General features: G+C 66.4%; 31 protein-coding genes and 3 tRNA genes. 17 read left to right on the top strand and 17 right to left on the bottom strand.

Translation table 11 applies throughout. The features are described 5' to 3' along the window. Positions 1 to 26: 26 nt before the first annotated feature. From mmsB to AC3ZI9_RS00650, 5 genes are all read right to left on the bottom strand, one after another. Positions 27 to 950 (bottom strand): 3-hydroxyisobutyrate dehydrogenase, encoded by a 924-nt coding sequence (gene mmsB, locus AC3ZI9_RS00670; protein ID WP_444561695.1) that lies wholly within the window; start codon positions 948 to 950, stop codon positions 27 to 29. Then, positions 947 to 2038, bottom strand: a complete 1092-nt coding sequence (locus tag AC3ZI9_RS00665; RefSeq protein WP_444554749.1) for an enoyl-CoA hydratase/isomerase family protein — start codon at positions 2036 to 2038, stop codon at positions 947 to 949. The genes mmsB and AC3ZI9_RS00665 overlap by 4 nt, the downstream gene beginning before the upstream one ends. A 168-nt stretch (positions 2039 to 2206) precedes the next feature. Continuing rightward, on the bottom strand, positions 2207 to 2998 hold the full coding sequence (locus AC3ZI9_RS00660; RefSeq protein WP_444554748.1) for a hypothetical protein: 792 nt from the start codon (positions 2996 to 2998) through the stop codon (positions 2207 to 2209). Then, positions 2995 to 3933 carry an ATP-binding cassette domain-containing protein gene (locus AC3ZI9_RS00655; RefSeq protein ID WP_444554747.1) on the bottom strand — a complete coding sequence of 313 codons (939 nt, stop codon included), beginning with the start codon at positions 3931 to 3933 and terminating at the stop codon, positions 2995 to 2997. The genes AC3ZI9_RS00660 and AC3ZI9_RS00655 overlap by 4 nt, the downstream gene beginning before the upstream one ends. Positions 3934 to 3942: 9 nt before the next feature. Continuing rightward, positions 3943 to 4308 carry a GntR family transcriptional regulator gene (locus AC3ZI9_RS00650; protein ID WP_444554746.1) on the bottom strand — a complete coding sequence of 122 codons (366 nt, stop codon included), beginning with the start codon at positions 4306 to 4308 and terminating at the stop codon, positions 3943 to 3945. Between the two features lie 112 nt (positions 4309 to 4420). On the opposite strand from AC3ZI9_RS00650, the gene AC3ZI9_RS00645 reads away from it, so the two are divergent. The 11 genes from AC3ZI9_RS00645 (at position 4421) to AC3ZI9_RS00595 (ending at position 12385) form a co-directional block, all read left to right on the top strand. Then, positions 4421 to 5224 (top strand): exodeoxyribonuclease III, encoded by an 804-nt coding sequence (locus AC3ZI9_RS00645; protein ID WP_489923731.1) that lies wholly within the window; start codon positions 4421 to 4423, stop codon positions 5222 to 5224. Beyond that, positions 5225 to 6076 carry a DUF8083 family protein gene (locus AC3ZI9_RS00640; RefSeq protein WP_444554744.1) on the top strand — a complete coding sequence of 284 codons (852 nt, stop codon included), beginning with the start codon at positions 5225 to 5227 and terminating at the stop codon, positions 6074 to 6076. A 243-nt stretch (positions 6077 to 6319) separates the two neighbouring features. Then, positions 6320 to 6685, top strand: coding sequence for a hypothetical protein (locus tag AC3ZI9_RS00635; RefSeq protein WP_489923730.1), 366 nt, complete (start codon positions 6320 to 6322; stop codon positions 6683 to 6685). A 15-nt stretch (positions 6686 to 6700) separates the two neighbouring features. Further along, entirely contained in the window at positions 6701 to 7210 is a 510-nt protein-coding gene (locus AC3ZI9_RS00630; RefSeq protein ID WP_444561698.1) for a hypothetical protein, read from the top strand. Next, entirely contained in the window at positions 7207 to 8058 is an 852-nt protein-coding gene (locus tag AC3ZI9_RS00625) for a hypothetical protein (protein ID WP_444554741.1), read from the top strand. Before AC3ZI9_RS00630 ends, AC3ZI9_RS00625 begins: the two co-directional genes overlap by 4 nt. Before the next feature lie 27 nt (positions 8059 to 8085). After that, complete coding sequence (locus AC3ZI9_RS00620) at positions 8086 to 8649, top strand: hypothetical protein (protein ID WP_444561699.1); 564 nt, start codon at positions 8086 to 8088, stop codon at positions 8647 to 8649. A 2-nt stretch (positions 8650 to 8651) separates the two neighbouring features. After that, entirely contained in the window at positions 8652 to 9254 is a 603-nt protein-coding gene (locus AC3ZI9_RS00615; RefSeq protein WP_444554739.1) for a hypothetical protein, read from the top strand. Then, entirely contained in the window at positions 9251 to 9706 is a 456-nt protein-coding gene (locus AC3ZI9_RS00610) for a hypothetical protein (RefSeq protein ID WP_444554738.1), read from the top strand. The genes AC3ZI9_RS00615 and AC3ZI9_RS00610 overlap by 4 nt, the downstream gene beginning before the upstream one ends. Continuing rightward, positions 9703 to 10086, top strand: a complete 384-nt coding sequence (locus AC3ZI9_RS00605) for a hypothetical protein (protein ID WP_444561700.1) — start codon at positions 9703 to 9705, stop codon at positions 10084 to 10086. Before AC3ZI9_RS00610 ends, AC3ZI9_RS00605 begins: the two co-directional genes overlap by 4 nt. A 63-nt stretch (positions 10087 to 10149) precedes the next feature. Beyond that, entirely contained in the window at positions 10150 to 10542 is a 393-nt protein-coding gene (locus AC3ZI9_RS00600; RefSeq protein ID WP_444561701.1) for a hypothetical protein, read from the top strand. A gap of 133 nt (positions 10543 to 10675) precedes the next feature. Then, positions 10676 to 12385, top strand: a complete 1710-nt coding sequence (locus AC3ZI9_RS00595) for a glycoside hydrolase family 13 protein (protein WP_444561702.1) — start codon at positions 10676 to 10678, stop codon at positions 12383 to 12385. Position 12386: 1 nt separating this feature from the next. Here AC3ZI9_RS00595 and AC3ZI9_RS00590 read toward each other — a convergent pair whose 3' ends face one another. The 8 genes from AC3ZI9_RS00590 to AC3ZI9_RS00555 all read right to left on the bottom strand — a co-directional run bounded on the left by AC3ZI9_RS00590 (position 12387) and on the right by AC3ZI9_RS00555 (position 15084). Continuing rightward, a complete protein-coding gene (locus AC3ZI9_RS00590) occupies positions 12387 to 13001 on the bottom strand; it encodes a hypothetical protein (RefSeq protein ID WP_444554735.1) in 615 nt (204 codons plus the stop codon). Next, a complete protein-coding gene (locus tag AC3ZI9_RS00585) occupies positions 12998 to 13576 on the bottom strand; it encodes a DUF6286 domain-containing protein (RefSeq protein ID WP_444554734.1) in 579 nt (192 codons plus the stop codon). Before AC3ZI9_RS00585 ends, AC3ZI9_RS00590 begins: the two co-directional genes overlap by 4 nt. After that, on the bottom strand, positions 13573 to 13941 hold the full coding sequence (locus AC3ZI9_RS00580; RefSeq protein ID WP_444561703.1) for a hypothetical protein: 369 nt from the start codon (positions 13939 to 13941) through the stop codon (positions 13573 to 13575). The genes AC3ZI9_RS00585 and AC3ZI9_RS00580 overlap by 4 nt, the downstream gene beginning before the upstream one ends. Further along, positions 13938 to 14129, bottom strand: a complete 192-nt coding sequence (locus AC3ZI9_RS00575) for a hypothetical protein (protein ID WP_444561704.1) — start codon at positions 14127 to 14129, stop codon at positions 13938 to 13940. Before AC3ZI9_RS00575 ends, AC3ZI9_RS00580 begins: the two co-directional genes overlap by 4 nt. Further along, positions 14126 to 14617, bottom strand: coding sequence for an Asp23/Gls24 family envelope stress response protein (locus tag AC3ZI9_RS00570; protein WP_444554731.1), 492 nt, complete (start codon positions 14615 to 14617; stop codon positions 14126 to 14128). Before AC3ZI9_RS00570 ends, AC3ZI9_RS00575 begins: the two co-directional genes overlap by 4 nt. A 107-nt stretch (positions 14618 to 14724) precedes the next feature. Continuing rightward, positions 14725 to 14800 (bottom strand) — tRNA-Phe (locus AC3ZI9_RS00565). Between the two features lie 54 nt (positions 14801 to 14854). Further along, positions 14855 to 14928: transfer RNA gene (locus AC3ZI9_RS00560), tRNA-Asp, on the bottom strand. An 83-nt stretch (positions 14929 to 15011) separates the two neighbouring features. After that, positions 15012 to 15084, bottom strand: a tRNA-Glu gene (locus AC3ZI9_RS00555). Between the two features lie 116 nt (positions 15085 to 15200). Here AC3ZI9_RS00555 and AC3ZI9_RS00550 point away from each other — a divergent pair. Together AC3ZI9_RS00550 and AC3ZI9_RS00545 are read left to right on the top strand one after the other, a co-directional pair. Continuing rightward, positions 15201 to 15572: a metallopeptidase family protein gene (locus tag AC3ZI9_RS00550; RefSeq protein WP_444554730.1), complete on the top strand. Its 372-nt coding sequence runs from the start codon at positions 15201 to 15203 to the stop codon at positions 15570 to 15572. 240 nt (positions 15573 to 15812) lie between these two features. Continuing rightward, entirely contained in the window at positions 15813 to 17570 is a 1758-nt protein-coding gene (locus tag AC3ZI9_RS00545; protein ID WP_444561705.1) for a C40 family peptidase, read from the top strand. An 88-nt stretch (positions 17571 to 17658) separates the two neighbouring features. Here the strand turns inward: AC3ZI9_RS00545 and AC3ZI9_RS00540 are convergent, their stop codons facing one another. Next, a complete protein-coding gene (locus tag AC3ZI9_RS00540) occupies positions 17659 to 18627 on the bottom strand; it encodes a universal stress protein (protein WP_444554728.1) in 969 nt (322 codons plus the stop codon). Between the two features lie 125 nt (positions 18628 to 18752). On the opposite strand from AC3ZI9_RS00540, the gene AC3ZI9_RS00535 reads away from it, so the two are divergent. Further along, positions 18753 to 20195 (top strand): NCS2 family permease, encoded by a 1443-nt coding sequence (locus tag AC3ZI9_RS00535; protein ID WP_444554727.1) that lies wholly within the window; start codon positions 18753 to 18755, stop codon positions 20193 to 20195. A gap of 42 nt (positions 20196 to 20237) precedes the next feature. Next, complete coding sequence (locus tag AC3ZI9_RS00530) at positions 20238 to 20732, top strand: NUDIX domain-containing protein (RefSeq protein WP_444554726.1); 495 nt, start codon at positions 20238 to 20240, stop codon at positions 20730 to 20732. On the opposite strand, the gene AC3ZI9_RS00525 is transcribed toward AC3ZI9_RS00530, so the two are convergent. The 3 genes from AC3ZI9_RS00525 to AC3ZI9_RS00515 are packed head-to-tail and all read right to left on the bottom strand — an operon-like array spanning position 20729 to position 22501. Continuing rightward, the gene (locus AC3ZI9_RS00525) at positions 20729 to 21634 is read right to left on the bottom strand and encodes a spermidine synthase (RefSeq protein ID WP_444554725.1); all 906 of its coding nucleotides are present in this window, start codon (positions 21632 to 21634) and stop codon (positions 20729 to 20731) included. The genes AC3ZI9_RS00530 and AC3ZI9_RS00525 overlap by 4 nt on opposite strands. Beyond that, positions 21627 to 22145, bottom strand: coding sequence for a GNAT family N-acetyltransferase (locus tag AC3ZI9_RS00520; protein WP_444554724.1), 519 nt, complete (start codon positions 22143 to 22145; stop codon positions 21627 to 21629). Before AC3ZI9_RS00520 ends, AC3ZI9_RS00525 begins: the two co-directional genes overlap by 8 nt. A 47-nt stretch (positions 22146 to 22192) precedes the next feature. Continuing rightward, positions 22193 to 22501: a thiamine-binding protein gene (locus AC3ZI9_RS00515; protein ID WP_444554723.1), complete on the bottom strand. Its 309-nt coding sequence runs from the start codon at positions 22499 to 22501 to the stop codon at positions 22193 to 22195. Between the two features lie 132 nt (positions 22502 to 22633). On the opposite strand from AC3ZI9_RS00515, the gene AC3ZI9_RS00510 reads away from it, so the two are divergent. Together AC3ZI9_RS00510 and AC3ZI9_RS00505 are read left to right on the top strand one after the other, a co-directional pair. Then, positions 22634 to 24049: an amino acid permease gene (locus AC3ZI9_RS00510; RefSeq protein WP_444561706.1), complete on the top strand. Its 1416-nt coding sequence runs from the start codon at positions 22634 to 22636 to the stop codon at positions 24047 to 24049. Between the two features lie 103 nt (positions 24050 to 24152). After that, positions 24153 to 25277 carry an ABC transporter permease gene (locus tag AC3ZI9_RS00505; protein ID WP_444561707.1) on the top strand — a complete coding sequence of 375 codons (1125 nt, stop codon included), beginning with the start codon at positions 24153 to 24155 and terminating at the stop codon, positions 25275 to 25277. Positions 25278 to 25281 lie beyond the last annotated feature (4 nt).

The following is a 25281-nucleotide window of genomic DNA, read 5'->3' as shown; positions in this document are numbered from 1 at the left end:
TGATCGTCGCGCTCGGGACCCGCGGGTCAGTCGGACCCGTGGGAGCGGTCGCGGATCCCGGTGATGATGCCGGAGAAATCACGGCCGGCACCACCCTCGTCGCGGAATCGCTCGTAGATCCGTGCGGCCATCGGCCCGAGTTCGGCGGCGACCCCGGTGCTTTCGATGGCGCTCATCGCCAGGCCCAGGTCCTTGGCCATCAGCGCCCCGGCGAATCCGGGTTCGTAGTCGCGGTTCGCCGGGCTGGTCGGCACCGGACCGGGGACCGGGCAGTTCGTCGTCACGGCCCAGCATTGGCCCGAGGCCGTGGAGACGACGTCGTAGAGCGCCTGGTTGCTCAGCCCCAGCTTCTCGCCCAGGACGAAGGCCTCCGAGGCGGCGATCATGCTCACGCCCAGGATCATGTTGTTGCAGACCTTCGCCGCCTGCCCGGCCCCATGATCCCCGCAGTGGACCAGCTTCCCGCCCATGACCTCCAGGAGCGGACGAACCGATTCCAGGTCCGCTTCCAGGGCACCGATCATGAACGTCAGGGTCCCGGCTTCGGCGCCGACCACCCCACCGGAGACCGGGGCGTCGACACTGCGGTGTCCGGCCTCCACGGCCAGCCCGGCGGCTTCACGGGCGTCGTCGACATTGATGGTCGAGCAGTCCAGGAACACGGTGTCCGCGTCGACGGAGTCGAGCAGGCCGGGCCCGTCGACCCCACGATAGGCGTCGAGCAGCTGCTGTCCACCGGGGAACATGGTCAGGACCACCGAGGCCCCGCGGACGGCCTCGATCGCCGAGGAGGCGGTCGGCACCCCGGAGGCGGAGATGGCCTCGACGGCGGCAGGGACCACGTCGAAGGCCCGGACGTCGTAGCCGGCCTGCACCAGGTTCTTCGCCATGGGAGCACCCATGTGCCCGAGCCCGAGAAAGGCAATCGTTCCGGTTTCCGTGGTCATCATGCACGCTCCTTCGCGTCGGCGGCGAGTCCGAGCTCACCGCCTTGTTCGTCCGGGCCGAGCGGCTCGAAGTAGTCCCGGATCATTTCCGGGCTGATCTGTTCGAAGTTGGCCGGACTCCACTTCGGCTGGCGGTCCTTGTCGATGACCTGGGCCCGGATGCCCTCGAGGAAGTCAGGGGAGGCGAGCATGCGCACACCGACCCGGTAGTCCTGGTCCAGGGCCTCCTCCAGGCTCGACAGCCCGACGGCCCGGCGCAGTGCCGCCAACGTGGTCTTCACGGCCGTCGGCGACTTCGCGGCGATCAATTCGGCGGCTTCGGCGCCGTGGCCTCCACGGATGCGCAGGCGTCCCAGGATCCGTTCGATCGAGTCCCCGGCGTAGTCCTTGGCCATCCAGGTGGATTCGCCGGCGAGCGCCGAATCCGGCGCCGCCTGGGCGAACCGCCCGATGATCCCATCGACGTCGTCCCCCTGGCCTGCGGTTTCCAGTGCGGTGGCCAACTCGTCGAGCTGGCCGGAGGGGACGTAGGAATCGGCCAACCCCAGGAACAGGGCGTCGGCCGCATCGAGGTGGGAGCTGGTCAGCGCGGCGTGGGTTCCCGCTTCCCCCGGGGCCCGGGAGAGCAGGTGGAGCCCTCCGACGTCGGGGACGAAGCCGATGGTCGTTTCGGGCATCCCGCTGCGGGTGCGTTCGGTGACGATCCGGTGGCTGCCGTGCGCCGAGATACCCACCCCGCCACCGAGGACCAGTCCGTCCATGAAGGCGATGAAGGGTTTGGGGTAGTTGCGGATCAGCGCATTGAGCCGGTATTCGGTGCGCCAGAAGGCTGCGGTGCCGGCCCCGCCTTCGGGGATGTCACGGTAGATGGCCACGATGTCGCCCCCTGCGCAGAGGCCGCGGTCACCGGCGCCGGCGATCATCACGGACACCACCGCGTCGTCGTCGCTCCAGGCGGTGAGCTGGGCCAGGGTTGCTTCGACCATCCCGTGGGTCAGCGCGTTGACGGCCCTCGGTCGGTTCAGGGTGATGATGCCCAGCGTTCCTCGGACCTCGAACAGGACCTCGGGTTCGGTGGGGGCGTCGCTCATGGTTGTCCTTCCGGCGGTGCGGCGCTGGTGCGGCGGTCTTCCTCCGGCCCAGCGTCGGGTGGCAGTTCGTTGACCCGGACCGGCATAATCGACCATGGTCCAGGTCACTCGGACTCCAAGGTACTCGGACATCCTAGGAATTTCTAGGGAGCACCCATCCGCCGGGGGCTATCGTCCCACCGGGGCCCGGCGTAGCATCAGCCAGCTGCCGGTGGCGCTGATCAGCGCCACGAGGATCATGATCAGGGCGATCTTCGCGAAGGTCGCCCCCTCGAACCAGCCGAAGGGATTCACCCCGGCCGCCAGAAGCAACCAGATCAACGCCAGGAGGACCGCCACCGTGCCGAAGATGACCGCGATGACGCCCTTCTGGTTCCAGCGCAGGAATACGACGGCGAACATCGCCCCGATGAACAACATCGCGGCGCTGAGCCCGAACCCCATCAGGAAGGTGCTCGAATAGCTCCCGTTCCCGATGGCCACCACATCGAAGACCCGGGCCCCATTGAACCAGTGGCCGGTGGCCTTCTCCAGCGCCAGCAGCACGGTCATCGTCACCCCGATGAAGACGGACTCCAGGAGGAGTGCCAGGCAGGTGCCGACGAAGTACTGCCGCCGCGTGGAACCCATCCCCAGGGCAAAGGGCATGGTACGGGAGTAGGCCATGACGCCGATGCTCACGAAGTACCCGGCAAAGCACCACAAGGTCGCCTGGTTGTAGCCGAACCCCTCGGTCAGTTCCGCAGGGGAAGCCGGCGCAAAGGAACGCAATAAGCCCATGACGACGATGCACAGCACGATGATGCTGCCGAAGATGAACAGCGGGACCCCGATCATGCGCATCGGGTCCGCAAAATGCAGGCGCACGATCTTCATCAGGGCCCCGACGGGTCGCTGCGTGGGCAGGGTGGGCTGCGCGGACGGTGCGCCCGCCACGGGGCGCGGCTGGGTGATGCTCATCGGAGGGCCTCCTTGGCCTCGGTCTGGTCCTTCTCTGCTGGGTGGGCCACGGCGGCCGGCTCCCCGCCTTCAAGGAGCCCGTGGGCAGCCACGAGTTCCTGCAGGCTCACCGGGCCGACCTCTAGCCCGCCGGCCCGCGCATCGGCGTATAGACGTTCGTCGGGGATCCCGGCGATCGTCACCGAGCGCAGGCCTCCCAGGGCCTGGGTGCGCAGGACCTTCCGGGGCCCGGTCGCCTCGGCGACGGCAGTCGCCGTACCGGAGAGGGTGAAGGCCGAGGCGGTGGCCTCCTCCACGGAGGAGTCCAGGATCTTGCGGCCATCCTGCAGGACCACGACGTGCTCGAGCAGGTTCGCGGCCTCATCGATCAGGTGCGTGGACATGAGGATGGTGCGTGGATGCTCCATGTAGTCCTGAAGCAGGAGGTCGTAGAAGATGCCGCGGGCCGTCGCGTCGAGCCCGAGGTAGGGCTCGTCGAAAAAGGTGACAGGTGCCCGGGATGCCAGGCCCACGACGATGGCCACTGCGGAGAGCTGCCCGCGGGAGAGCTTCTTGATCGGCGTCTTCAGCGGTAGCCGGAATTCCCCGATCAGGCGCCGGGCAAACCCGGCATCCCAGCCGGCGTAGAACCAGGGGGCCGTGCGCAACACGTGGGAGACCTTGAACTCCTCGGGATATTTCTGGTTCTCCCGCGCGAAGCTGAGTTGGGCCAGCACCGCGGCATTTTCGAAGGGGTCCGCTCCCAGCACCCGGGCCTGGCCCGAGGTCTTGAGTTCCTGGCCGGCCAGGATGGACATCAAGGTCGTCTTCCCGGCTCCGTTGCGGCCCAGCAGGCCACAGATGGTGTTCTTTTCGATGCCGAGGCTGACATGATCCAGCGCGGCGGTGTGACGGTAGACCTTCGTCAGGTCGGTGGTTTCAATGGCGAGACTCATGATCGCGCCTCACTTTCCCGCGACGGCGGCACGGTGGCCGATCATCGCAATGAGTTCGTCGGAATCGATGCCCAGTCGTGCGGCCTCGTCGATCAGTGGTGAGAGGTACTGGTCCCCGAAGGCCTCGCGCCGGACGGACCTGAGCCGGTCGAGGGCCCCGGTGGCTACGAACATGCCGATACCTCTTCTTTTGTGCAGGATCCCGGCGTCGACGAGCCGGTTCAGCCCTTTTCCGGCGGTCGCCGGGTTGATCCGCATGAATGCCGCGAATTCGTTGGTCGAGGGGACCTGGGTCCCCTCCGGGTAGGTTCCTTCGAGGATCCGGCCCTCGATCTCCTCGGCGAGCTGGATGAAGATCGGCTTGGAATCGTCCATCGCGCTCACCGCCCGTTGGTTGGTTCATTGGTCATGTAACTAACCAAAGCACCTCGTTTTCCGCTCGTCAACCCCTGCGCCCGGAACGGCCCCGGATTGATAGGTTGGAGTCGTGAAGATTGCTACCTGGAACGTGAACTCCCTCCGAGCCCGCGCCGACCGCGTGGAAGACTGGCTGCGCCGCACCGACGCCGACGTGCTGGCCATCCAGGAGACCAAATGCAAGGACGAGAACTTCCCGTGGGAACTGTTCGAGAACAACGGCTACGAAGTCGCCCACTTCGGGTTCAGCCAGTGGAACGGGGTGGCCATCGCCTCCCGGGTCGGACTCGACGACGTCGAGCGGACGTTCCCCGACCAGCCGACCTTCGGCAAGGGCGGCAAGGATCCGGTCCAGGAGGCCCGGGCCATCGGCGCCACCTGCAACGGCGTACGAATCTGGAGCCTCTACGTCCCCAACGGCCGCGCCCTGCAGGACGAACACATGCCCTATAAGCTCGAGTGGCTGCGCCGGCTCAAGGAAAACGCCGCCGGCTGGATCGCCGATGATCCCCAGGCGCAGGTCGCCCTGATGGGTGACTGGAACATCGCCCCCTTGGACGAGGACGTCTGGGACATCGACTACTTCCACGACAATGAGCTGACCCACGTCTCAGGCCCCGAACGAGCAGCCTTCGAGGCCTTCGTTCAGGCCGGCTTCTCCGACGTCGTCCGCCCGCACACCCCCGGCCCGGGCGTCTACACCTACTGGGACTACACGAAGCTGCGCTTCCCCAAGAAGGAGGGCATGCGCATCGACTTCACCCTGGCCTCCCCGGCCCTGGCCCAACGGGTGACCGGGGCCTGGATCGACCGCGAGGAGCGCAAGGGCAAGGTCGCTTCCGATCATGCCCCCGTGGTCGTGGAGCTGGATTAGATGACACAGACGGGGACACAGGCGCGGCGTCGGCTTCCCCCGACGTCGTATCTGCGGGTCTTCGAGCCATTACGCGCCTACGACGACGAAGCCCAACTGGCCATTGCGGCCCAACGCGGCGTGGGACGCACCGCCTTCGAGGAACGGGCGGCCGCCGAAGCCCTGGAACGGTTGACCCGCGGTGTTCCCGACCCGTTCCCCCACGAACAGGCCGAACGGTACCGGGAGCTGCACTACCCCGGGGCCGACGGGTTGACGGCACCGTACTATTGCCCGGACCAGCTACCGACCCGGGCGACCTTGGCTGCCGAGCAACTCGATTCCAGCATGCGCCCGGCCCTGTTGGAACTTCTGGTCCCCGACGCCGCCCGGGGGGCGAACGCCGGCCGCATCGGCTCCGAAGCCTTCGCCGGGGACGTCGCTTCGCTCCACACCCGCAGCGCGACCTGGGGCATCCCGTTGGGGTGGTTCGTCCTGATCACGGACGAGGACCACTGTGAACTCGAAGAGGACGGCACCACCTTGTTGACGGTCCGGCTCAGCGCCCCGGCCGTCCAGGTCCTGGAGCGCACCCGCCATGCGGCGGCCTCGCTGGCCCTCCACGCACCGGAACTGGAGATCCTGGACGAGCTCACCGCCCTGGATGAATGGCTGCACCTCTTCCACGAGGACTCGATCATCGAGTTGGATTACGGATCGATCGCCGAACGCGTATGGCCCGATGACTCCCCCCAGGACCTGCGGCATGGCATCGAATCCTTGTCCGAGCAGGACATGCTCGGGGCGGCCGCCGCCTACCGTCGCCTGACCAACAGGTGGCTGAAGGTCCGTCAGCTCGCCCGCGCCAACTGACGCGCCGCCGGAAAACTTTCGATAGGCTAACCCCGTGTTTATTCAAACGAACCGATTTTCCACGGGTGCCCGCGTATGACGGGGGGCTCCGGGACCGCCTGGATGTACAGCGACGCGATCGTCTTCGGGATTCCCCTGATCGGCGCATTTGCCTAGTGCTTGATCTATCCGGCCTACCGCGCGTTGAAAGGCAGCTGGCGCTCCTGGGTCAATGCTCCCCCATACCTGCCATGGCAGGCTTCGTTGACCAATACGTGGCCCTTCATCCTGCTGTCCATGGGCCTGGCCATCGTCGTGGTCATGCCATCCCTGGTCTTCGAGGCACTGGGTTGGGAGGCAGCCCGGAAATTCATGTGGAACGGCCCCTTCTGGATCCCCTGGATCGGAGCCATCGTGGGAATCTTCTGGTGGCCCAAATCATTCGGACCCGCTTGGTACCGCACCTGGCGCCGGGCCGGAGGCAAGCGAAGCATCATGGCGTTCACCGAATCCGATATCGCCGCTGTCCGGCGTCTACCCGAAGGCAAGCGTCGACGCCGGCTGGAAAAGAACATCGAGGCCTGCCGCAGCTACAGCGCACAGGCCTCCGACCAACCCGTCCCCCGCTAGGCAGGAGCCACCATCATGGAAACCAAGATCCCGGGCCGCACCGGACGTGCGACGCTGGTCCTCGAAGAACCCTGGCAAGCAGAATCCATCCGCGACGAATTCGAACTCTTCGCCTACCTGGCTGGTCCTGAAGGGACCTTCGCGCCCAACCTGATCGTGACCGTGAACCCGTTCGACGGCACCAACGACGAGTTCCTCGACCGCGCCGTCCACGGCCTCACGACGACCCTCCAGAAGCCCTACCTGTTCGACGTCAGGATCTGGGACAAGGAACAATCCCTTGACGATGACTCCGTCCCGTCCGTCGATGATCTGGACGTACTGTCGATGGGTCGAACCATCGCCTACACCCACGAATCAACCCAAACGAGAGCAACCCTGCGCTCCGCGGAGTGGCTGTTCATCGACTCGGGTCTGGCCATCCAGGTGACTGGAACGACCACCACCGCCCAGTGGCCGATCTTCGAACCCACGCTTGGAACCATGGCCCGTTCCGTGTCCACCTCAACAGAAGGCGCATCATGACCGGGAAAGACACCATCTACTTCAGCGGCACCGACCCCGTTGCCCAAGCAGCGTTACGGGCGCCCCTGCCCGATCTGGGCGAAATCGGTACCCAGCAGCCCTTTTCCTACGATGGAGCATGGGTCCACAGCGGTGCCGTCGAGCTTCTGATGAAGATGGTGGGCGGTTATCGTCCCGGCCGCTTGCAGCAGAGGCTCCAGCGGTCCCAGCTGGAAGAGCTGCGGGAGGCAGAGCTGGTCTCGGGAAACGAACTCACCTCCGGTGGGCAGCTTCTCGTCGCGGTCATGAATGAAGCCGAGGCTTCCTTCCGTCTCTCCGGGCTCATCGAGAATCACGAGTACCTGTTCCAATGCTGGGCCTCGGAGCAGATGGCCCTCATCATCACCCAGCCTGGGTATCATGCCGCCGGCAACCCGGAATTCGTTGAACAGCCGACCCCGGCCCACGTCAACATCCGTGTGGTCCCCCTGCTGGATCTCTCGACGCTGATGGCCAAGTGGGTGGGCCTCGCTCCGGCATGGAACTTCGACCTCCTCCCCGTTGAAATCCCCATGACCGCGATAGAAGACCAAATGAACGGGTCCTCGGCTGTCCCGGACGATGCCAACGATGTACTCCAGGATGCGTGGCGGGAGAAGTGGATGCTCTGGAGTCTCGAGGGCAGTTGCCCGGCCGGCGATCTGGACCCCTTGACCTACCTGACGGCCGGTCGTCGGGGCCAGCACCGCTTGGCCCAGCAGGAAAGCGAGTCGGTCATGCTGATCCCCACTGGTTCGACCTATGTCTTCGACCAAATCGAGGACCGCCTCCAGGCCATGGTGTTCCAACGAGACCCCGTCCTGCCCTGACGGGGCCCAAAACGATAGGATCCTTGAATGATTGAAGACGCCAACTGGCATTTGCTCTTTTGGCCGGCTTTTTGGGTTTTCGTGCTCGTCGTGCTGGCACTGTGGTGGATTCCGACCCAGGTCGCCCGCAAGGCGTTAAACGGTAGATGGCGCAGCTGGGTGTTGGCTCCGAGCATCCCCTTCCAGATATCCTCGCGCAACGCCTGGCCCTTCATGTTTGCTGCCGCCTCCGTATCGTTGGGGATCGCGCTGCTCTCCCTCCCCGCGGAAGTCTTGGGATGGGAACGGGCCCGCCAAACCGTGTGGGATCTATTCTTCGCTCCCTGGGCGTTCGTCATCCTCTCCTTTGCCTGGTGGCCCCTGTGGCTGAGCCCGCGGTGGTACCGCTCCTGGGGCCAGGCCGGTGGCACCCGAGAAACCAATCCCTGGATGGAAGAGGAAGTGGCCATCGTGCAGGCCAAGGAGCCGTCGAAGAAGCGGGCAAAGCAACTGGCTGACATCGAGCGCTGCGCGGAAATCCTCCGTGGGCTCCCGACGCCCGGAGGAGCCGCTGAAACGTGTCACGGGGATTTGTCCGAGGAGACAGCATAATCATGGAAGTAACCACCGACCCGGCAGAAGTCTGGCTCAACTTCATCTATACCCCCAATCTGATCATCGGCACCGTGATGATCCTGTTGATCATCTTCGGCCTGGCATACCCGGCACTGAAGGCACTGCATGGAAACTGGCGATCGTGGGTATTGGCTCCCGGCGTCATCAACGTTCCGCTGACGTGGTTCCAGACCAGGCATAAGTGGCCCTATATGTTGTTGTGCTTCGCTACTGCCCTGACGATGATGTTGCCGACCATTTATTTCGAAGCGGCCAATGACGAGCGCATGCGCCAGCTGTGGTGGACCCTCCCGATTTTTTGGGGCCCGTGGCTGGCAGGAATCGTGTCGTTCCTCTGGTGGCCGCTCCGGGCGACCCCCCGCTGGAACCGCGATTGGGAACGTCGACGGGAGGATGAATCGCGCGCCATCCCCTTCACGGATGAAGAGATTGCTGCCTTTGAGGCAATGCCTGCCGACAGTAGCCTGCGCCGTCGTCGCCTCCGCAATGTCAGGGCGTGCCGGCTGTACGCTTCCGGGCGCCAGAACGCTTTCGTGCCGCCATGGAAGGATCGCCAAGATCAGGACATGACGGAATCATGACATCCGATCAGCCGATCACCGGTCGAACCGGTAGAGCTTCATTCAGGATCCCTGCGGCATGGGTCAGCGGATCGGTCCGGGAGGGAACCGAGCTCCTGGCCTACCTGCCTGGCCCGGCCGGACGGTTCGCACCGAACCTCGTAGTAACCGTGGCCCCGTTCGACGACACGTTGGATAAGCTCGCAGTACGGGCCATCGATGGCCTCACGGACCACCTGGTGAATTCCTTCATCGTCGACGTCCGCCTATGGGACGTCCCCGGCCGGGTGATCCACTACACGCACCAATCCCCTGACGACCGGCTGCGGGTTCGGGCCTGCGACTTCCTCACCATCCAAAACGGGCTCGCACTCCAGGTCACCACGACGTGTGCCGTCTCCGATTGGCCCGCCTTCTCCGAGATCTTCGAGCAGATCGCCCGGTCGACCACGGCGATGGAGGCCGCCGTATGAGTACCTTCGTCCCCGATGCGGCCACGGCAACCAGCTACGGAACCCCTCTGCCGGACCTGACCGCCGTGGCCTCACACCAGCCTTTCCACTACGAGGGGTCATGGCTCAACGGAAAATCGATCGAGTTCCTGTCGGGCCGCGGGCAGGATCCAGTCATCGGTCTCCTCCAGCGCTTCATCCGCGCCGCCGAGGTCAAAGAGCTGGAGGCTGCTGCCCTGGTCGACGGCAACAAGCTGACCAGACGCGGACAGGCGGTCAACGCCTTGATGCGTGATTCGCCCTTCACGTTCCGGGTCTCGGCGCTCCATGATGGCCGCCAGGAACTACTGCAGATCTGGGCCAACGACGAGATGGCGCTGGTCATTGCCGGCTCCGCCTAGAACGACGGTCAATTCGATCCAGCTCAGCAGCGGCCTGACGACGAGCTTTTCAACGTAGAGCTGGTGCCCCTGCCGGATCTCAGTACGCACATCCTGCGCTGGCTGGGTATCGGCCCGGCCTGGAATCTGGCCCTGGAACCCGACTCCATGGGCATGGACATCCTCGACGCGAAGGTCATGCGCAACGCCCCACCTCCCGCCCCGGACGCTGCCAACGAAGCGTTCCGGGACGCGTGGACGGAACCGTGGATGATTTGGAGTTTCGACGGCGTCGGCCAGGACGGCAGCCTGGAGTCCCTGACCTACGTCCACGCGGGACGGCGCGGTCAATACCGGCTGGCACAGCCCGACGAGCACAGCATGCTCCTGGTCCCCATGGGTTCCAGCGTGGTTCTGGACCAGATCGAGGACAGGATCCAGGCAATGCTCTTCACGCGGCCGGTGCATCTGCTCTAGACCCGTCCCCGAACGGGGCCCCGCGTCGGTCCGGGGCACCTGCCGGCCCCCGGGCCTGCATTAGGCTGGAGACGATTCATTCGTCTCTGATACCCACTGTCCGGATCCCGGCAAAGACCCCCTGAGGAGTTCCATGTCCAAGCACGCCCAGCACACCCCCTGGTGGCAGGATGCGGTCATCTACCAGGTGTATCCGCGTTCCTTCGCCGATGCCGACGCGAACGGCATGGGCGATCTGCGTGGAGTGGCCTCCAAGATCGGGTACCTGAAGAAGCTGGGGGTGAACGCCGTCTGGCTCTCCCCCTTCTACAAGTCCCCGCAGGCCGATGCCGGCTACGACGTCGCCGACTACCGTCAGGTGGACCCCTTGTTCGGCACGCTGGAGGACTTCGACGACATGCTGGCCCGGGCCCACGCCGAAGACATCCGCATCATCGTGGACCTGGTGCCCAACCACACCTCGGACGCGCATGTCTGGTTCGGCCAGGCACTCGCCGCGGCCCCCGGCTCCCCCGAACGCGACCGCTATATCTTCCGCGATGGCCAGGGCCCCGCAGGCGACGTGGAGCCCAATAACTGGCAGTCATTATTCGGCGGACCGGCTTGGACCCGCACTACCAACGCCGACGGCAGCCCGGGGCAGTGGTATCTGCACCTTTTCGATACCAAGCAGCCCGATTTGAACTGGGAGAACGAAGAGGTCCACGCCGAGATGCGCTCCGTCCTGCGTTTCTGGCTGGACCGCGGGGTGGACGGCTTCCGGGTTGATGTCGCCCACGGCATGGTCAAGGCCGAGGGCCTGCCGGATTGGTCGGAGAAGGTCAGCATGGTCCAGGGCAACGAGGAGGCCGCAGCCAGCGCCACCCCACCGTATTTCGATCAGGAGGGCGTCCATGCGATCTACGAGGAGTGGAACGCGGTGCTCGCGGAGTACGACGGCGACCGCATGATGGTCGCGGAAGCCTGGGTCGAGCCGATGGAGCGGATCTTCCGCTACGTCCGCGCAGGTGAAATGCAGCAGGCCTTCAACTTCGGCTTCCTGCTGGCCGGCTGGAATGCCCGGAACATCGTGGAGAACGTGACCGAGACCCTGGCCGAGGCCGCCGTCGTGGCCGCACCGCCGACCTGGGTGCTGTCCAACCACGATACGGTCCGGCACTGCTCACGCTTCGGCCTGACCGACCCGACCTCGTTCCCCAAGGGCATCGCCGCCCAGGATGAACAGCCCGACGAGGCCCTGGGCGCCGCCCGCGGACGGGCCGCGGCCCTGATCATGTTCGCGCTGCCCGGTTCCGCCTACATCTACCAGGGCGATGAGTTGACGTTGCCCGAACACACCACGCTGCCCGATCAGCTGCGCCAGGACCCCAGCTTCTTCCGCACCGAGGGGGCCGAACGGGGCCGTGACGGGTGCCGCATCCCCATGCCGTGGGCCGCCGGTGAAGAGGGGCTGGGTTTCTCCCCCGTCAACCACGATGCCGGCACGCAGGAATCCGGCGCCGCCGAACCGTGGCTGCCGCAGCCCGAAAGCTACACCCGCTACGCGGCAGACCAGCAGGTGGGCGTCGAAGGCTCGGCCTTCGAGTTGTATCGGTCGTTGCTCTCCCACCGTGCCGAGCGGGAACTGGGCCGCGGTCAGCTGGACTGGGCGCCGGCCAATGCCCCGTCCGAGGGAGTGCTCTCCTACACCAACGGCACCTTGCAGGTGCTGGCCAACCTGGGCACCAAGCCGGTGGAGGTCCCCGCGGGGATGTCGGTGCTGGCCGCCAGCGCTCCGGAAGTGTGCACCGACGACGGCCTGCTCAAACCCGATGCCGCGCTGTGGCTGGTGCCCGAACAGTAGGTCAGCGCACCCGTTCGGCCCGTGACATGCGGGTGCGGGCGCCGGTGGCCAGGTGGATGACCACCGGGCCACTGGCGCCGAGCACCTGGTCCAGGTCAACGGCGAGCGCCGAGAGGTCCTCGGCAATCCGGTAGGGCGCAGCCCCGAGCCGGGGCTGGACCTTGATCCGCAGCCCGGCGCTGGACCGTGGCGAGGACCAGGAGGTCACCGATATCGACACCAGGTCCGGGCGTCCCGCCAGGGAGGCCTTGAAGGCTTGTTCGGGAACGGCAGCGGCGAGTTCAACCACCCCACGGGTCCCTTCCTCACGGTATTCGCGGGCGAAGATCCCGGTCTTGCCCTGCCCCTGGACGGCGGCCCACCAGATCATCAACAGGATCAGGGCGATCATCACCACCGAGACCACGATCCACAACCAGGAATCACGCTGGCCCTCCAGCGTGGTGTTGTCCAGTAATTGCATGAAGCCGGTGCGCAGCTCGTCGGCGAGGCCACGCCAGCCCGAGGCGTAGCCGGGGAAGCCTGCCAGGAGCAGCCCGTGGAGGCCCACCCCGGTCATGAGCAGGCCCAGGAAGGTGAGCACGATGCGGTTGGTCGCGCGCGGGGTCCGGTTCATTGTCCGACCACCCCCGTCTCGGCGACCTGGATCCTGACGTCGGGGAACGGGTCGATCCGGTTGGCCTCCAGTTCATCGCGGACGGCAGCGTGGACCGCCTCGGCGTCGATGCCGATGCCGGAGGTCGGGCGCAGTTGGACGTCGACGTGGTTGCGGCTGACGATCACCACGACCTGTTCGGGGGCCACCCCGGCTTCGGTGCGGGCCCGACGGGCCAGGGTGGAGGCGAGCACGCCGTCGTCGATGACCACGATCGCCCGCTCGTTGGGGATCGCGTGCCGGGCCCTGCGGCCAGGCAGCACCCCGTGGAGCAGGAAGAACAATCCCAGGGCCAGCACCACCAGCGAACCGGCAGCGAGCACCAGGGAGTTGGCCGACTCCGGCAGGCGGGTCAGCCAGTCACCCCATTCGCCCGGGGAACGGATCCACACCTCCTGGCCCAGCGACTTCATCGCCGCCTCGAACATGAAGTAGAGGCAGATCGCGGTGACCAGCACCGCGGCGATGATGGAAGCGGTCGATCGGGCGCTATGCAGTTCGTGGGACTGGAGCTTGCGGCGTTCGTCGTCGTTCATGACGTCCTCCTTCTGCGCAGGACGACGCCGGTGACCCGGACGTCGACGCTGCTGACATGGGAGCCGGTGAGCTCCACGAACCGGTCGCGCACCGTGGACCGGGCATCACGGGCCCGGCCCATCACCGATTCGGAGGCGTCCAGGCCCGCGGGCCGGTCATAGGCCAACGGGGCAATGGGCAAGGGCAGGCTCAGTCGCAGGGCCAAGGCACCGAATTCGTCATTGAGCGAGACCCTGATGCTTCCCGGCTGCACGTCGAAGACCTCGGAGGCGATGATCCGGGCGGAACTGGTCAGGGCCTGCGTACTGATCCGGGTGTGTCCGGCCCGGGGGCGCCGCCCGGGGCCGGTGGTCTCGGCGCTCACGATGAGGAACGCCGTCCGGTCAGGGCGTCACGGACCCGACGCATATCAAGACGGCCATCCAGGAACCGTCCGACCAGCATGCCGACAGCCAGGAAGACGGCCATCAGCAGGAATCCCCCGAAGCCGTGGGTCAGGGCCGCCCAGCCGAGCACGGCGGCGACGGCGAGTCCGAGCACTGTGGGGTTCATGGCTGCTCCATCCTTCCGGGGGTGTCGGGGTCGACGATCGAGGCGGAGCCGGTGGTGGGCGCCCTCGAGGGCATTTCCGGCACGACGGGCCCGGGGACCGCCTGCTCGGGGACTTCGGGGGCGCAGACATCGGCGATTTCGATGTTCACTTCAATCACGTGCAACCCGGTCAGCTCGTCGACGGCCGCATAGACCGCCGCCCTCACGTCCTCGGCGATCCGTTGCAGTGGACGGCCGTGTTCGGCCGTCAGCGTGATGTCCACGGCCACCTCGGCCTGACCGACTTCCGCGGTGACGCCCTGTGCTACATCCCCGGCACCCACGGCACCACGGAGCGCCCCCAGGGCCCGGTTGGAACCAACCCCGAGTGAATGAACGCCGGCGACGGTGCGGGCGGCACCCGCCGCGACCTTGGCCGCCGCGGCATCGGTGATCGTCGTCGTTCCCGCGGTCGCCGGGTGCGCGGCGGTGTGCTCGGGCTGGTTCATCGGTGACGGCCTTTCGTTCGAAGCGCACGGACCCGCCTCCAGCCTACCGTCAGTGGGAAAGGACCACGGATGCAGAAAACCCCCCGGGATACCCGAGGGGTTCTAGCTGGTGGCTCCGACCGGCGTCGATCCGGTGACCTTTCGATTTTCAGTCGAACGCTCTACCAACTGAGCTACAGAGCCTGGCATCATCTAGGCGATGATCACCGTGATCTTCCCTCACAAGGAAAATCAAAGCGACCCTGACGGGACTTGAACCCGCGACCTCCGCCGTGACAGGGCGGCGCGCTAACCAGCTGCGCTACAGGGCCTAGTTTCACAAGGTTTTACCCTCGCTTCACAAGTCCTAAATAATACCAGATGATTTCATACTGGTGAAATCAGGACCTGCTCGTACCCCCAACGGGATTCGAACCCGTGCCGCCGCCGTGAAAGGGCGGTGTCCTAGGCCGCTAGACGATGGGGGCCGGACGACTGTCGAACATAAGAGTCCTTCAGCGACGTCATCAACTATAAGGCACCTTTCGCCCCGCGCAAAACCGTGCCTTCACCGCCGGAACGGCGCAGTGGATAGAGTCGCCTCATGGCCTACAGCATGTCGGATGAAGATTTCGAGAACGCCGCCTCCGAGGCACTGGACAACATCCCCGAACGCCTGCTGGCCATGATGGACAACGTGGTCGTTTTCATCGAGGACAAGTACATCCCGCTGCCGGACGAGGACCCGGAGACCTCGCTGCTGGGACTTTATGACGGCATCCCCCTCACCGAGCGCGACGACGGCTGGGGCGCCGGCGCCCTGCCCGACAGGATCATCATCTTCCAGCAGGACACCTTGGCGGCGTGCTCGTCCCGCGAAGAGGTCATCGCCGAGGTCCAGATCACGATGGTGCACGAGATCGCGCATCATTTCGGCATCGACGACGAAGCGCTCCACCATTGGGGCTGGGGCTGATCGAGACCTCCTCACGAGCCGGGACCCCCTCTCGGCCGGTCGAAAGTTTGCGCAACGCCGAGGAATATGCAACGAAATGACACGGATGTTATTTATGATGAAGACGTGACTCGTGTTGCCACTGTTACCTATTCTCCTCTAGTCTCGGGTGAAGCAGTAACCTAACCGTGACCTGACGCACGCCCTGGCGGGCCGCGTTGGACGCTCGGTTCGGTTCACCACTCGCAGTGAGGATTCGATATGGCCAAGGGCCAATTTCTGGGCGTAGCCACGTGCACGGTCGCCTTGATCGGGGGAACCCTGATGACCGGAGGTGCAGCGACCGCTGCACCGGTCGACACGACCATCAACAGCTCCGCCTTCGGTAACACGTTCGCCGCGTCCGTCCCCACGGACCGCACCCTTCCCTCCAAGGCCGAGGTCACCGCCGCCAAGAAGGACCCCGCGGCCTTGAAGGCCATGGTCTCCGACATCGAGGACCTCATCGGGGATTCGACCCGGGAGCTGACCGACGCCGAGGCGTCGGCCGCCAACGACCAGGACGCCTACGAGACCACCTCCCAGACCCTGGCCAAGCGCAACGAGGCAGCTGCTGCGGCCAGCACGGAAGCAGCCAAGGCCACCAAGTACTACGACTCGGTGAAGAAGCAGGTCGGGCAACTGGCCAGCGACCTCTACCGCAACGGCGGGGTCAACCCCGGCATCACCTCCCTGGTGAACGATTCCGAGCACAACGATGTGTTGTATAAGGCCGCGACGATGAACACGCTGGCCACCAACCGTTCGAATACGCTCACCACAGCCCAGCAGGCCGCGTCCTTGTGGGCCGACTGGCAGAACTACGCCGACGCAGCCGAGACGGCAGCCACCGAGGCTGCCGACGCGAACGAGACCGCCCTCCAGGCGGCCGAGCGCACCCGCACGGCCTACGCGGACCGCGTCACCGAGCAGAAGAAGCTCCGCAGCGAACTCATCGACCAGCTCGCCTACCTCCGCGATACCGAACGCGCCGACGAAGCCAAACGCATCACCGCGATGGAGGATGCCCAACGCGAAGAGGCCCTCCAGACCGAACTGGCCACAGCACCGGCGGAACCGGCGGCACAGGAGCCGGCCGAAGAGCCGCAGGCCCTCGCCGCTGCCCCGGAGGCAGTACCGGACGAGGCCACCGGCAACACGTCACTGGCCCCCCAGACCAAGACCACGAAGCCCAGCCAGGCCCCGGTGGCCGCCCAGGCCCCGGCCACGGATCCGAAACCGGTCGCCGCTTCGACCCCCTCCCCGGTGAAGGCCGCCCCCCGGGAGCCAGCCAACACCAAGACCTCGGAGCCCAAGCCGGCAGCTCCTGCCGCCTCGAATTCCGGGCCCACGACAGCACAGAAGAAGGCCGCCGCGCACAAGCGGGCCCAGGAGCAGGCGGCAGCCAAGAAGGCCCGGTCCGAGGCGGCGCAGGCCGCCGCAAACAAGAAGGCCACCGCGGCAGCGGAACGACGAGCGCAAGCCGCAGCAGACCGGCGGGCGCAGCAAAAGGCCGCCGCGGACAAGAAGGCCAGGGAGAAGGCCGCGGCAGCGAAGCGGGCCAAGGAGAAGGCAGCCGCCGAGGCCGCACAGTCCTCCTCCGGCTCGTCCAAGGAATCGGCCATCGCCTGGGCTCTGGGGACCGCCTCCGATAACAGCAAGGGCTACGTCTTCGGCGCCAACGGACCCAACTCCTACGACTGCTCGAGTTTCGCGCAGCGGGCCTTCGCCAAGAGCGGCATCTCACTGCCACGGACTTCATCGCAGCAGTATTTCGCCGGGGGCACGAAGGTTCCGCTGAGCCAGCTCAAGCGCGGTGACCTGGTGTTCTCCACCAGCAACGGCGGCGCGTCGTTCTACCACGTCGCCATCTACCTCGGTGGAGGACAGGTCGTCCATGCCCGGAACCCCTCAGCCGGGATCTCGACCACCCCGCTGAGCTGGGTCAACAACATCTACTCCTACGGCGTGCGCTACTGATCCAGCGCCGCAAGGCCGGAAAAGGCCCCCGTCCCACCATGGTGGGACGGGGGCCTTTCCAGTGGAGGGCGAATTGGTTGCCGCCGGCTCAGTCCACGTCGTCGGTATCGAAGTCGGCGCGGTCCTCCAAGCGGGGATCCGGGGAATCGGGGACCACCAGCACCGGGCCCTTGGAGTGGTGGAGGACGCCCTGCGAGGTGGAGCCCAGCAGCATGCCGGCGAACCCGCCCCGGCCGCGTGAACCAGTCACCAGCAGCTCGGCCCTCGAGGACTCCTCGATGAGCACCTCGATCGGGGCTCCTTGGATCACCTCGGTTTCGATGACCAGCTCAGGGAAGTGGCTGGTCAGCCAACGGACGCCGACCTTGAGTTGGCGGCGTACATCCAGGGTCAGTGCCTCCTGGTCGACGGTGGCCGGCATCCAGGCCAGCGATCCGCTCACGGGAGGCAGTGCACACACCACCCGCAGCGGTACCGCCCGCAGCATGGCCTGCTCCGCCGCCACCAGGACGGCCCGCCGGGCCCGATCCGAACCGTCGATGCCCACGACGACGACGTCGCGGATCTCCGGGTCGGCTTCCGAACGTTCGGCGGTGCAGACCGGCACGACGACGGTGGGACATTTGGAGTGGGCGGGCAGGGCACTACTGACCGATCCGAGGAGCCGGCCCACGAAACCGCCGCGACCGCGGGTCCCGACCACGATGAGGTCGGCCTCTTCACTGAGTTCCATCAGCACGCCCGAGGGGTCGCCCGATTCGATGCGCAGGCGGACGTCCACCTCCGTTTCACCGATACGCTCCCGGGCGGCGTCCAGCACCTCCTGGGCGCCATCCCGGATGACCTGGTCATCCAGGGTCGCGTACCCGGCATCCATGCTGGACGCGGCGAAGACCGGGATCGTGTAACAGGTGACGACATTCAACGGCACCCCGCGCCGTCGAGCCTCGACGGCCGCCCAGTCCAGGGCACATAGCGCCGGGTCCGAACCGTCGACGCCGACGACGATGCCCTCCGCCGACATCGCGGCCTCCTGTGGAACGTTTGCCTCACTCATGACGGTCACTCCTTGGCAGTCGGCCTATGCTTCTTCCGGCTATGAAACCACCGGGGTGGTTCACTTCCTCACACTACCTACTTCCAAGTCGTTTGAGCCCCACTAGGCACATTAGGATTCTGCCCATGGCTAAAAACGGGCTCGGCACCCTCGATCGATATTTCAAGATCACTGAACGTGGTTCCAACTACTCCCGGGAGATCCGCGGCGGGCTGGCGACCTTCTTCGCCATGAGTTACATCGTGGTGCTCAACCCGCTGATCCTCAGCGGTGCCGATTCCACCGGAGCCGAGCTCGGTTCGGCCCGCGTCGCCGCAGCCACCGCCCTGGTCGCCGGCATCCTGACGATCCTCATGGGGGCCTGGGCCAAACACCCCTTCGCCCTGGCCACCGGGCTGGGAGTGAACGCCTTCGTCGCCGTGACCGTCGCGACGAACCCCGGCCTGACCTGGCCGGACGTCATGGGGTTGGTCGTCATCTCCGGCACCACCATGCTGGTGCTGGTTCTCACCGGCTTCCGGACCGCGGTGTTCAACGCCGTGCCCCCGAGCCTGAAGACCGCCATCGTGGTGGGCATCGGCATGTTCATCGCCCTCATCGGCCTGGTCAATGCCGGCTTCGTGCGGCGCATCCCCGACGAGGCCGGGACCACGGTGCCGGTCGGACTCGGATTCGACGGCGAACTCATCGGCTGGCCCACCCTGGTCTTCGTGGTGGGCCTGTTGCTGACCATGGCCCTGGTGGTCCGCAAGGTCAAGGGGGCGATCCTCATCGGCATTGTCGCCGCCTCGGCACTGGCCAACCTCCTCGAAGCCGTCTTCCACATCGGCCCGTCCTTCGACGGCACCACCTCCAACCCGCAGGGCTGGTCGCTCGTGGTCCCGTCCACCCCCGACTGGCAGGCCCCCGACCTGAGCCTGATCGGCCAGGCCAACGTGGTCGGACCGTTCCAGCATCTGGGCGCCACCTCGGCGCTGCTGCTGGCCTTCGTCATCCTGCTCTCGATCTTCTTCGACGCCATGGGCACCATGGTCGGGCTGGCCAACGAGGCCGGGAACGTCGACGAGGACGGAAACATCCATGACGTCGACCGCGTGCTGCTGGTCGATTCGCTCGGGGCCATCGCCGGCGGCGGCGCCTCCTCCTCGTCGAGCCAGATCTTCGTCGAATCCGGGGCCGGCATCGGCGAGGGGGCGCGCACCGGCCTGGCCTCGATCGTCACCGGGCTGTTGTTCATCGCCGCGATGTTCCTGACCCCGCTGATCCACCTGGTGCCCTTCGAGGCCGTGGCCCCGGCGTTGGTGGTGGTCGGGTTCATGATGATCACCCAGATCACCAGGATCGACTGGACCGATTGGGGGGTGGCGCTGCCGGCCTTCCTGACCTTCGTCCTGATGCCCTTCACCTATTCCATCGCCAACGGCATCGGTGCCGGTTTCGTCGCCTACGTCTTCATCCGGGCCGTGCAGGGTCGGGCCAAGGAGATCCATCCCCTGATGTGGGCCGTGGCCGCGGCGTTCGTGGTGTTCTTCGGGATCGGCGTCATCGATCAGGCCATCGGCATCTAGCGTCCCCGGGCCCACCGCGCCGGCAGGGTCTAGGCTGACCGGATGGCACATGAAGGCTCGTATGTATGGCAGCTGCGTCAGGACGTGGGTTCGCGCCTGCTGCTGGTGCCCGGCGCCCAGGTGATCGCCCTGGACGACGAGGGCAGGGCCCTGTTCCAGCGCCGGGTCGATACCGGGCAATGGGAGTTCCCCGGAGGGGCCGCCGAACCCGGCCAGGGCTTCCGGGCCGCCGCCTGTGCGGAACTGGCCGAGGAGACCGGGCTCGTCGCCCCACCGGCGGAGCTGGTCCCGTTCGCGTCATTATCGGATCCCGAATACCACGAGCTGCTCTATCCCAACGGCGACCGGCTGCATGCCTTCGGCTTGTGCTTCCTCTGGCGCGGGGCCCACGGGCGGGTCCGGGCCGAGGAGTCCGAGGTCACCGAAGTGGCTTTCCGGCCGTTGGCGGATCCTCCGCACCCGATGAGCCGTTCCGCGGCCCGGGTGCTGGAGCTCTACCTCGAATATGTGCGCACGGGCGACTTCCAGGCCTTCTAGCCGGGGGTTCCCGGTCCATCGTCGATGACCGCCGAGGTCCCGGCGAAGGAACGGACGCGGGCGTCTTCCCAATACTGGGCGGGCACTGCACCGCCGAGCAGCTCGCGCAACATCCCTGGTCCCGCCGGGATGGGGGCGTTGGAGCCGGCAATGACCATGTTTCCGTAGCGACGGCCCTTGAGCATCGCCGGGTCGGCCACGATCGCCGTGTGGGCGAAGACGGCACCGATGGTGGCGGCCTCCCGGCGTGCCGTCTCTAATTTCGGGGTGTCCCCGCAGTTCACGATGTACAGCCCCTCCCCGGCCAGGACGCGGGCCGCCTCGCGGGTGAAGCCCACGGTGGTCAGGTCCGCAGGGGTCTTATCCCCGGCGAAGACGTCACGGATGAGCAGATCCCGGGTGTCATCGGTCAGCGAGCGCAGGACCTCGCCCGCCTCCCCCACCCGCAGGCGCAGTTTCGGCGCCCGCGGCAGGTCGAACCACCCGCGCACCAACTCGGCGAGGCGTCCGTCGAGTTCAACGACCACCTGGCGGGCCTCCGGGTAGGCGGCAGCGATCCACCGGGCCATCGAACACGCCCCGCCGCCCAGATGCAGGGCCCGCAACCGCGGCCCACCGCCGTCGCGCTCCTGCGGGTAGCGGGCGCCCACCAGGGCGGCCATCCAGCGCATGTATTCGAAATCCAGACGCAACGGATCCCCGACATCGACATGCGAGGACGGCACCCCGTTGACCTTCAGGATCCAGCCGCCGTCGTCATAGGGGTCTCGTTCAAGGGTCGCCGTCCCCGTATCGATCGGATAGTCCCCCGGTTGGGGGTCCCGCCTCTCTGCTGGACCGGCCGTCGTCTTCCGGGGACGGGTCTTGCCCGACGAATTTCCGCGGGAGCGGGATTTAGCCACGGGGACCCGGCCTGACCATCCGCACTTCATCCAGGCCCGCCCACTCATCGGCGAGCAGCTCACGGGCGCCGTCGAAGTCGAACCCGTGCTTGCGGTAGAAGGCCTGGGCGCGCGGATTGTGTTCGAGGATCCACACCACTGCCGGCAGGTTCCCGATCGTCGCCCGCATCAATCCGGCCCCGAGTCCGGTCCCGTGGGCCTCGGCGAGCACATAGAGCATCTGCAGTTCCGCCACGGCACCGGTCGGGGCATCCTCGTCATGGACGGGGGCACCGCCGGCACAACCGACGACCCGCCCATCCGGGGCGGTGGCGATCCACAGGTCGGCCCCGGCCGCCAGTCCGCGGGTCCACCAGTCGATCTGGGCCTCGCGGCGGGCCTCCTCGGCCTCGAAGAACGACTCGGGGCGCTGGTCGGCATAGGTTTCCCGCCAGGCGGCGAGTTTCATGGCCAAGGTGCCGGCAATGTCCTCGGTCGTGGCCTTCCGGATGGTGTAGTCGTTGATTCGCACCCCACCAGCGTACTGGGGTCACCGCCGAGGACCGCCACGGCCCCCGATCAGCTGTCGCTGCGTTCCAACGCCTTCTGCAGGCGGTCGATCTTCCCGGTCAGCTCACCGGTATGGCCGGGGCGGATATCGGCCTTGAGGACCAGCGAGACCCGGTTGCCGTAGGCGGCGACCGCCTCCGTGGCCCGCTTGACCACATCCATCACCTCATCCCATTCCCCTTCGATCTCGGTGAACATCGAGGACGTGTTGTTCGGCAGGCCGGATTCCCTGACGACCTGCACGGCAGCGGCCACGGCTTCGTGGACCGACCCGTCGGTGTTCGGCATGTTGGTGGAAACAGAGAAGGCAACGATCATGCCCTCAGGATCCCACCACGGGAGACGGTTGTCACCCATGCATTGTGTTCAGACGCACATCCTGTGCCACAGTTAATGCGGTTCGCCGACACCGTGGACCGCCTTCCCTTAGCCGCTACCCCAGGTAGGACCATGCAAGAATCACGGACTTCCACCCCGCCGACGACGTCGGGGCCCTCCCTCGAGCGGAAGCTCTCCCTCCGGCATATCCGTTTCATCGCCCTCGGTTCGGCGATCGGTACCGGCCTGTTCTACGGGTCCGCCGAAACCATCCAGGCGGCCGGGCCCGCGGTGCTGGTGGCCTACATCATCGCCGGCTGCGTGGTCTTCACGGTGATGCGTGCCCTGGGCGAGATGGCGGTCCGCCACCCGGTGGCCGGTTCCTTCGCGCAATACGCCAACCGGTACATCAGCCCGCTGTCAGGTTTCCTGGTGGGGTGGACCTTCGCCTTCGAGATGGTCGTCGTCGCGATCGCCGACATGACCGCCGTGGGCCAATACATGGGCATGTGGTACCCGGACGCCCCGGGCTGGATCTGGATGCTGGCCGCCATGCTGCTCATCGGCGGATTGAACCTGTTGCGGGTCAGCGTGTTCGGGGAGCTGGAATTCTGGTTCACGCTGGTCAAGATCGTCACCATCATCTCCATGATCGTCGGCGGCCTCTACCTCATCATCTTCGCCGTCCAGGTCGGCGGCTACCAGCCGGGCCTGCACAACCTCTTCGACCACGGTGGGTTCGCCCCCTTCGGTGTCTGGGGCATCGTCATGAGCCTGGGCATCGTGGTCTTCTCCTTCGGCGGCATCGAAACCCTGGGCATGACCGCCGGGGAGACCGGGGACCCGGCCCAGGCCATCCCGAAGGCCGTGAACACCGTCCCGATGCGCATCCTGCTCTTCTACGTGCTCTCCATCGGGGTGATGCTCTGCCTGTTCCCCTGGAACGAGATCGGCTCCGAGGGCAGCCCCTTCGTGCAGGTCTTCGCCGGCCTCGGCATCCCGGCCGCGGAACACATCATCAACGCCGTCGTCCTCACCGCCGCGTTGTCCGCCATGAACTCCATCTTCTACGCAGCCACCCGCACCATGTTCGGGCTGGCCGAACAGGGCAATGCGCCGGCTTCCTTCGGGCGGCTCTCCCGCAACGGGATCCCGCTCTGGCCGGTGGCCCTGATCTCGGTGTGCCTACTGATCGGTCTGGGACTCTACTTCTGGATCCCCGACCAGCTTTTCCTCATCGTCGCCTCCATCGCCACGTTCGCCACCGTCTTCACCTGGGGAACCATCCTGCTGGCCCACCACCGGATGCGCCTGGAACTGCGGGCCACCGGCCAGCCGGCAGGGAACTACGTCCTGCCGTTCTGGCCCGTGCTGAGCTACCTGGGGTTGGCCTTCATGGTCTTCATCGTGTTCATCCTGGGCTTCAGCGAAGCCGGACGGACTGCGCTGGTGGTCGGCGCCGTCTGGACCCTCATGCTGCTCGTCGCCTACCGTTTCGTCGGGCCGGAGGGCCGCCGCAGGATCGAGTTGGAGACCTCCAAAATCTAGGGCTGGACCAGGATCAACCGATCGGTTGATGGAACGGGCAACGCTCCGCGGGAGAGTGGATACATAGGCCATCCGGCCACCACGACCCCGAAAGTAGTACACCTTGTTCCTCGCCATCCGTGACATCAGTTTCGCCAAGGGCCGCTTCGCCCTGATGGGCGGCGTCGTCGCCCTGATCACCTTGCTGCTGGTCATGCTCTCGGGCCTGACCGCCGGCCTGGGAGACCAATCGACGTCGTCCATCGCCAAACTCGGATCCGTCCACGAAAGCGGCACGTCCGCCCCCGTGGACAGCATCGCCTTCGGCGCCCCCGGCACCTCGGAACCCAAGGCGTCCTTCACCGAAAGCGAAGTCACCGAAACCCAGGTCGACACCTGGAAGGGCGTGGACGGCGTGAAGAACGCCGAACCGCTGGGCATCAGCCAGACCCGGCTGCAGTCCGGCTCCGCCGACACCGCGGGAGGAACCACCAACGTCGCCGTCTTCGGCGTCGACCCCGGCGGCCAGCTGACCCCGGCCAGCGTGGAGGACGACACCGTGGTCCTGAGCCGGACCGCCGCCGAGGACCTCTCGGTGACCACCGGCGACCGGGTCACCCTGGGCGGGACCGAGCTCCGGGTCGCCTCCGTGGTCGAGGACCAGTGGTACTCCCACACCAGCGTCGTCTGGACCGCCCTGCCGACCTGGACCAAGATCGCCCATCTGTCCAACCCCGATCAGGTCGGCACCGTCACGGCGATCACCTACGACGACGGGGCCGCCGTTGACGAGGCGGCAGCGAACTCCGCCGCCGATACCGTGACCACCACCCGCACCGGCGCCTTCCAGGCCCTGGGTGCCTATCAGAGCGAGCACGGTTCGCTGCTGATGATGCAGGCCTTCCTGTACGGCATCTCCGCCCTGGTCATCGTCGCCTTCCTCACCGTCTGGACCGTCCAGCGGACCCGCGACATCGCGGTGCTCAAGGCGCTGGGCGGCTCCGGCAAATACATCCTCCGCGATGCCATCACCCAGGCCGCCATCGTCCTGATCGCCGGCGCCGCACTGGGTGGCGCCGTGGGGGTCGCCGGCGGATTCTTTGCCGCCCAAGCCGCGCCCTTCCTGGTGGACGCCACGACGACGCTGCTCCCCATTCTCGGGATCGTCGTCCTGGGGCTGGCCGGATCGGCCTTGGCCGTCCGGCGCACCACCAAGGTCGACGCGCTAATCGCCCTGGGCGGCAACTAACGCC

This window comes from Arthrobacter sp. AOP36-F1-5, assembly GCF_058137995.1.
This window is presented reverse-complemented; position numbering and strand designations above follow the sequence as displayed.